Origin of the sequence: Binatus sp. (SeqCode) (assembly GCF_049584895.1) — a bacterium.
In the GTDB taxonomy this organism is placed as follows: domain Bacteria; phylum Desulfobacterota; class Binatia; order Binatales; family Binataceae; genus Binatus.
In genome coordinates this window covers 63,182-70,120 of sequence record NZ_JBAUYR010000097.1, presented here as the reverse complement: position 1 = coordinate 70,120, position 6,939 = coordinate 63,182, and the positions used below count along the sequence as shown (strand labels likewise).

Sequence of the window (6,939 nt, the reverse complement as noted above, 5' to 3'; positions counted from 1 at the left end):
ATCAATTTTTTCAGAACCACCCGCAGGGACATCGATTTTATGGCGATTAGCTTTCCTTCGACCGAATATTTCGAGGCGCTCAAGGCGCAGATGGCTGCGAACGAGGAAAAATTCCGGCGGCTCGGGTTCATCGACACGACCTTCGGGGTCAGCGTCGGCGTCAACGGCAAGGCCCGCAATTTCGTCCTCGAGTTCGAGGTTTTCGACCTCAAAAACGTCAGCGAAGTGCCCACGATCGATCTCAAGAAAGTCGATTTCAAGATCGAGGGCGACACCCGCGTGTGGCGCGAGATGATCGAGAACATCCACCGCAATGGCGAGGCGGATTCATCCCACGACATCAATACGCTCGCGCATTTTGGCGAGCGTCTGAAGATTGTCTACGACGACCCCGACGGACACGACAAACTCTATCGTTTCATGGAATCGATCCAGGAATTTTTCGACCTCTCGAGTAAGCTCGAAGTAAGCTTCAACTAAGTAGGCGCGGAGGCGCGACTGACAATGGCATACCTATCGACCACGGACTTCACCCAGGACAAGGACTTTATCGACAAGTGGCTGTACACGATAAGGACCGGCGAGATGGACCTGTCGTGGATGAAATCCACCACTGAGAAAATCAGTCCTGAGGAAGCTAACCCGCGCCGCGGACTCACCTATCGAGACCTTAACGTCGGGACCTATGGTTACACCGACATTCCGGAGAAGGTCCGCAACAATCGCTCCTATGCGCCTCGCGGTTCAGAGATTCCCGAAGGCGTGCCCGATGCGCAGCCGTGGGTCTCGCGCAAGAGCGAGCTATGGGCCTTCAACACCGAGAGCTACTATGAGGAAGCGGTGTCGCGCCAGTGGAATGCTACCACCGACATCCCATGGGACAGGCTGGACGGCGTCGAGCTACCTGAAGTTACAGGCAAGGCGCTGTCGCAGTTGATGACCTTTCTTACCGAGGTGGAAATGATCGCGACCGACACACCTGCGATGTGGCTGCCGCGCCTTAACCCTGACTTTATCGAAGTGCGATCCTTCATCGCAGCGCAGGCGATGGACGAGGCGCGTCACGCTGAGGTCTTCCGCAAGCGTGCGCTCACGACAGGATGGGGCCTGATGCAGGCGAGTCCGATCAACGAAATGGCGCTGAAGCATCTGCGCGACGCCGATTCCTTCAGCGAGATGTCAGTCGCGCTACACCTTGTGGCAGAAGGGAATGTGCTCACGCTGTTCCGCTTCAGCGAGTACCTTTCTCCGACTGACGTCGACAAGAAAATCTTCCGGCTCGTGATGCAGGATGAAGCGCGCCACGTCGGCTACGGCATGCAGCACTTCAAGTACGTGCTCGAGCATTTCCCCGAGAAGCGCGAAGTCCTGCATGCGCATCTCGACGAAGCCGAAAACATCTCGTTCGCCGGCGCCGCCGCGACCGAGCTGACCGAATCCTTCATCATCCTCGCTGGTGGTGGTCTGAAAAAGGAAAATATCGAGCAAGGCATCAAGGTCACCACCCAGTTCAACCTGAAGCAGATGCAGGAGCATTTCGAGCGCCTGGACAAGTGCGGAATGCCTGAGCGTCGCGAACGCTCAAAGCTCTATCTAATGTACGAGATGGGCCGAGCCGCCGCGGAAAACGCCGGCATCAAACTGAACTAGGTCTCCTTTAATCCGATCCCCTTCCCATGATGGGAAGGGGTTAGGGGTTAGGTTGTTAGAATCATCGGTTCCAGCGAGGCAGCACTAAGTGGCATTTTACGCTGACAAGGATTACACCGTCGACGACACAGTCCTCCAGGCCGCCCAGAAGGTGATGGAGGGACACTTAGGCCTCCACTGGTACGAAGCCAAGACCGAACGCTTAGCCGGCCGCCCGTCGGACCCGAAGCGCGGACTTACTTACCAGGACCTCAATGTTGGTACCTACGGCTACACCAATATTCCCGAGGACGTCCGCACCAGCCAGTCGATGGTTTCGCGCGGAAGTGAGAAGGTCGGTAAGCTGCCAGACATGGGCTACGTCGTCAATCGCAAGTCAGACGTATGGTCCGACAATGTCGCGGAGCTTTACGAGGAAGTGAAGGCGCGCCGATGGGTCCCCGCGACCGACATTCCATGGACCGAGCTTCACACCAAGCCGCTCCCGCACGATCTCGAAATGGCGTGCGCGCAGCTTTACACCTTCCTGCAGGAATGCCAGATCGTCTCGATGGACTTTCCGTCGAAGTGGGTCGCACTGATCAACCAGGACTTCCTCGAGCTGAAAAGCTGGATGTGCGCGCAGATGCTCGATGCGTCGCGCCTGTTCGAAGTGTTCCGCAAGCGCGCGCTGTTCGGCGGCGCGGGCCTCGGACGCGCAAGCGCGACCGCGGAGCAGGGACTCAAGGAATGGCTTTGGGCGGATCAATTTCCGCAGGGCTCGGTCTCGATCAACCTGTCGCTTGCCGGATTCCTCCTCACCCTATATCGCCAGGTGGGCGCATTCGCTCCGACCAACGTTGATCGCAAGATCATGCGCTACGCGATGCAGGACGCTGCGCGCCAGACCGCCTACGGCCTCGGCCAACTGCGCTACCATCTGAGTCATCGTCCGCTCGAAGCGAACGCCATCGAGGGCTATCTCGAACACACCGAGCACGCACTGCTCGGATTGATCGGTAGCCCCGAGCTGCTCGAGCCGATGATCATCATCTGCGGTGGCGGTCTCGAAAAGGCGCAGGTCGACAAGGGCCGCATTGCAACCGCGAAGTTTATCCGCCTCGCCGTGCGCGAGTACATGGAGCGAATCGCCGCCGCCGGCCTAACCGGCCACGCCAAGCGCAGCCAGATCCCCGCTATGATCGACCGCATCTCTGCCGCGGCGTAATATTTCCCGCTCCATCTTCCCCTCTCCCAGAATGGGAGAGGATCGAAGGTGAGGGTCCTTATCCAGCGCGCGATTACTTTCGCGCGCGATTCAAGATTCTGCGCTGCCGGCACTGCGGATGTTGCGGAGAACCTAACCCCTAACCCCTTCCCGAGCGGGAAGGGGAACCGGAAGGTGGAATTCGCGAGCGGGCAGGGAAGTCAAAAAGTATGAATTCTCTACCAAGCTGAAGAATTGAACATCTGTTTTCTGGCTCCCGCGCGACTGCTAAACTATCCCGCATGCCAAATCGCAGTTCTGCATTAATCGCCGGCGCGCCGGAGTCGGTGGATTGTTCCTCTGCGGAGCCGGGTGGCGCTCCCAGCGAAAGCGAACCCGACCAACGTAGCCGCGGGTTTTTCGGGCGCATCTTCGACCGCCTGGTTCCGCGCACGGCCCTGGTGCGATTTCTTGGCTACGTGCGGCCGCATCTCTGGCTGGTGGCGGGCGGCTCCGTCATGGGCATCCTGAAGTTCACACTGCCGCTCGCGTTCCCGCTCGCCTTCAAATACGTCTTCGACGTTCTGCTTGTTCCGCAGCCGCATCTCGAGCATTGGAACTCGAGGATCGATGGATGGTGCATAGCAATCGCCGCGATGCTTCATCTTGGCGCCGGCTCTGCCGCCAAGCTCGAAGCGTTGACCGCTGCGATGTTCGCGCTGTTCTTCGTGCAGGCGATCGCGACCTACTTCCGCAACTATTGGGCGAGCATGGCGGGCCATCGCCTGATCTTCGACCTGCGCTACGCGCTGTATAAGCACATGCAACGCCTGTCGCATTCATTTTTCGATCGCACGACGTCGGGCGCGGTGGTCTCGCGCTTCATTTCCGACATCTCGATGGCGCAGAACTTCGTCGGCTCCGCGATGATCAACATCTGGATGGACGGCGTGTCGCTCGGCTTCGTGATCTGGCTGCTGTTTTCTCTGAACGTGCGGCTGGCCTGGATCTCGCTCATCATCATTCCGTTCTACGTCGCGGTGATCAGGATTCTGTCGCCGCGAATCAAGGAGACCAGCCACGACCTGCAGGAAGTGGTCGAGGAGTTCTCGGGCGAGTTGCAGGAACGGGTCGCCGGCGTCTCGACCGTGAAATCGTTCGCGCGCGAGGCCGATGAGGCGCGCCGCTTCCATCAGCGCACCACCGAAATGTACGACCTGACGATCGAGAGCGTGAAACTTTCGTCGACCCATCAGATGTTCACCGAGTTCATCTCGCGCGCGGCACCGCTGATCGTCATCTGGGCGGGCGCGCTGATGATCATGCACGGTAAAATGACTATTGGAACCGTGGTCGCGTTCTTCGGCCTTCTCCCTGCGCTCTACCTGCCGTTGCAACGCTTCTCCGAGTTGTCGGTGATCGTGGCGACAGCGCTGGCGGCGATCGAGCGCATCTTCGCGTTCTTCGACGAAACGCCCGAGGTGCATGATCGGCCGGGCGCGTCGACGCTCAAAGTGAATAGCGGGCTGGTCGAGATCGAGCATCTGCAGTTTGGCTACAAGCCGCTCGACGGCGGCCCGATTCGCATCACGCTCGAGGACGTGAACCTTACAGTTCCGGCCGGGACGACAGTCGCGCTGGTCGGGCGATCGGGCGCCGGCAAGACCACGCTCGCCGGCCTGATCCCGCGCTTCTACGAGCTCGCCGCTGGCCGGATCCTGATCGACGGCACCGACATTTCGAGCGTGACGCTCAAGTCACTGCGCGATTCGATCGGGATCGTGCCGCAGGACGCGATTTTGTTCAGCGCGTCGATTCGCGAGAACGTGCAATACGGCCGCCCGGGTGCGCCCGACCCGGAAATCTGGCACGCGCTCGAACAAGCGAACATCCGCGACTTCGTCGAGTCACTGCCCGACCAGCTCGACACGATGATAGGCGAGGGCGGTGTGCGGCCTTCGACCGGCCAGCGCCAGCGCCTCGCGCTCGCGCGCGTGTTTCTGAAAAATCCGCCGATCCTGATTCTCGACGAAGCGACCTCCGGACTTGATTCTGAGGTCGAGAACCTGATTCACGACGCGGTGCGCCGCCTGATGAAGGGACGCACCTCGTTCCTGATTGCGCATCGGCTCGCCAGCGCTGTCGACGCCGACGTTATCGTGGTGCTCGATCGCGGGAAGATCGTCGAAGTGGGATCGCATGCCGAGCTGGTGAAACGCACGGGCGTCTACTCGCAACTGTTCAACGAGCAGACTCGCAAGCTGCGGCTCAAGTCCGAGCATATCGTGCGCGCACCCGGCTCTTTGAGTCCCGCGCCAGTCAGCGGAGATCGGTCCGATTAGAGATGGGCCGCGGACAATGGTCGGTCGAGGCTAGAGTTCTGTGATCAGGTAGGCGAATAGCGCGAAGAACGCGGCCCCTACGATTGCATACTCCACGGTCTTTGCCGCCGCACCTTTTGCCGGAGCGAACGACTTATCATTAGTCTGGTACTTCAAAACGACCGGACCATTCGGCTGAATGGTGGTCGAACCAAAGATGGTAGGCGTTTTGCTAATCGAAAGGACGTTGACCCGGCCGCTGGCCTTGGTCAGCCATTCCTCGTACTCATCGGCGTCCGCAAACCGCTTTGTGAAAATAGCCATACTCACCCCATGAAAACACTCGATAATTTTCCACACCATAAACATAAGCTCGTAACGGCGCTAAATCAATCCATGTGATTCGAAGACTGTCCACCCTCGCCTATTAGTATGGATAAAAAACATAAAATAGGATCGACAGAATGCATAAAATCCACAATCCGGCGCGAATCTCCTGATAGCGGCCGGCGGCGAGTTTGAGCAGCGGATAAAGAACCAGGCCGGCCGTGATGCCCACGCCGATATTGTAGGTGAAGCTCATCAGCGCAATCACAGTGAAGGCGGGAATCGCCTCGGTATAGTCGTCGAAGTCGATTCCGACGACGGGTGAGACCATCATCGCGCCGACCACGATCAGCGCGGGCGCATAGGCGGCGGCGGGAATCGCGGCGACCAGCGGTGCGAAAAACAGCGACATCGCGAACAGCGCGGCAACCACCAATGCGGTCAGCCCTGTCCGTCCGCCGACCTGGACGCCGGCCGCGGACTCGATATACGCGCCGGCAGTCGTCGTGCCGGCCAGACCCGCGAACATTGTGGCGATCGCATCGGCGAGCATCGGGCGTTCGATCTGCGGCAGGGTGCCGTCGGCGTTGAGAAAGCCTGCGCGCGCGGAAACTCCGATCAGCGAACCCATCGTGTCGATCAACGCGATCACGAATATCGTCAGCAGCACGCCGAAAAATCCGACGCTCAAGGCGCCGCGCAGATCGATTTGCATCATGATCGGCGCCGGACTCGGTGGCATGCTGACCCACGCCGACGGCGGCTTCGCGACACCGGTGACGAAGGCGGTCGCGGCCGAGATCAAAATTCCGAGCAGGATTGCGCCCGACACCCGGCGGACGATCATCAACGCGATCAGCGCGAAGCTGAGAATCGCGATCTCGACCGAAGGCGTGGCGAGATTTCCGAGTCTTACCGGAGCGCCGGGCACGCCAATCGCGACGATCCCGGATTCGTTGAGTCCGATGAAGGTCAGGAACAATCCGATTCCCACGCCGAAGCTGTAACTAAGCCCGGGCGGGAGTGCTTCGACCATCCATGCCCGCACGCGAGCGACGGTCAACAGCGTGAACATCACGCCCGCCAGAAACACCGCTGCCATCGCGGTTTGCCAACGGTAGCCAAGCACCTTCACCACCGTGAATGCGATGAACGCGTTCTCGCCCATGTACGGCGCAATCGCGAACGGACGGTTGGCGTAAAGACCCATCACGAGCGTTCCGACGATTGCGGTCATGATGGTCGCGACCATCGAGGGCCCTTCGGGGATACCCGCGGCTTTTAGGATTGCCGGGTTGACCGCGATTATGTACGACATCGTGACGAAGGTGGTGACACCCGCGAGCACTTCGCGTCGAAAGGTGGTGCCGGCGGCCTCCAGCCCGAAGTAGTTTCCGATTCGCGATGCCAATAGAAAGCGTCCCCCAACTGTGTAAGTGCAGCTTGATATATTTG

The 6,939-nt window shown here is 59.6% G+C and carries 6 protein-coding genes; 4 read left to right on the top strand and 2 right to left on the bottom strand.

Annotated features, from left to right (window positions below; genetic code table 11):
• The 4 genes from WB650_RS16965 to WB650_RS16950 form a co-directional block, all read left to right on the top strand.
• Window positions 1–480: hypothetical protein (locus tag WB650_RS16965; RefSeq protein WP_423961312.1), on the top strand; the 480-nt coding region annotated here is incomplete at its 5' end.
• A 24-nt stretch (window positions 481–504) separates the two neighbouring features.
• Window positions 505–1,650, top strand: a complete 1,146-nt coding sequence (locus WB650_RS16960; RefSeq protein ID WP_422300692.1) for a ferritin-like domain-containing protein — start codon at window positions 505–507, stop codon at window positions 1,648–1,650.
• Window positions 1,651–1,738: 88 nt separating this feature from the next.
• Window positions 1,739–2,857, top strand: a complete 1,119-nt coding sequence (locus tag WB650_RS16955; protein WP_422300693.1) for a hypothetical protein — start codon at window positions 1,739–1,741, stop codon at window positions 2,855–2,857.
• A 281-nt stretch (window positions 2,858–3,138) separates the two neighbouring features.
• A complete protein-coding gene (locus tag WB650_RS16950; RefSeq protein ID WP_422300694.1) occupies window positions 3,139–5,178 on the top strand; it encodes an ABC transporter ATP-binding protein in 2,040 nt (679 codons plus the stop codon).
• Between the two features lie 30 nt (window positions 5,179–5,208).
• On the opposite strand, the gene WB650_RS16945 is transcribed toward WB650_RS16950, so the two are convergent.
• Both WB650_RS16945 and WB650_RS16940 read right to left on the bottom strand, forming a co-directional pair.
• Complete coding sequence (locus tag WB650_RS16945; protein WP_422300695.1) at window positions 5,209–5,520, bottom strand: hypothetical protein; 312 nt, start codon at window positions 5,518–5,520, stop codon at window positions 5,209–5,211.
• 64 nt (window positions 5,521–5,584) lie between these two features.
• The gene (locus WB650_RS16940; RefSeq protein ID WP_423961309.1) at window positions 5,585–6,895 is read right to left on the bottom strand and encodes an NCS2 family permease; all 1,311 of its coding nucleotides are present in this window, start codon (window positions 6,893–6,895) and stop codon (window positions 5,585–5,587) included.
• Window positions 6,896–6,939: the final 44 nt, after the last annotated feature.

Coding starts and splice junctions, on each gene's coding strand:
- WB650_RS16960 (WP_422300692.1), top strand. CDS start 505: ATGGCATACCTATCGACCACGGACTTCACCCAGGACAAGGACTTTATC.
- WB650_RS16950 (WP_422300694.1), top strand. CDS start 3,139: ATGCCAAATCGCAGTTCTGCATTAATCGCCGGCGCGCCGGAGTCGGTG.
- WB650_RS16945 (WP_422300695.1), bottom strand. CDS start 5,520: ATGGTGTGGAAAATTATCGAGTGTTTTCATGGGGTGAGTATGGCTATT.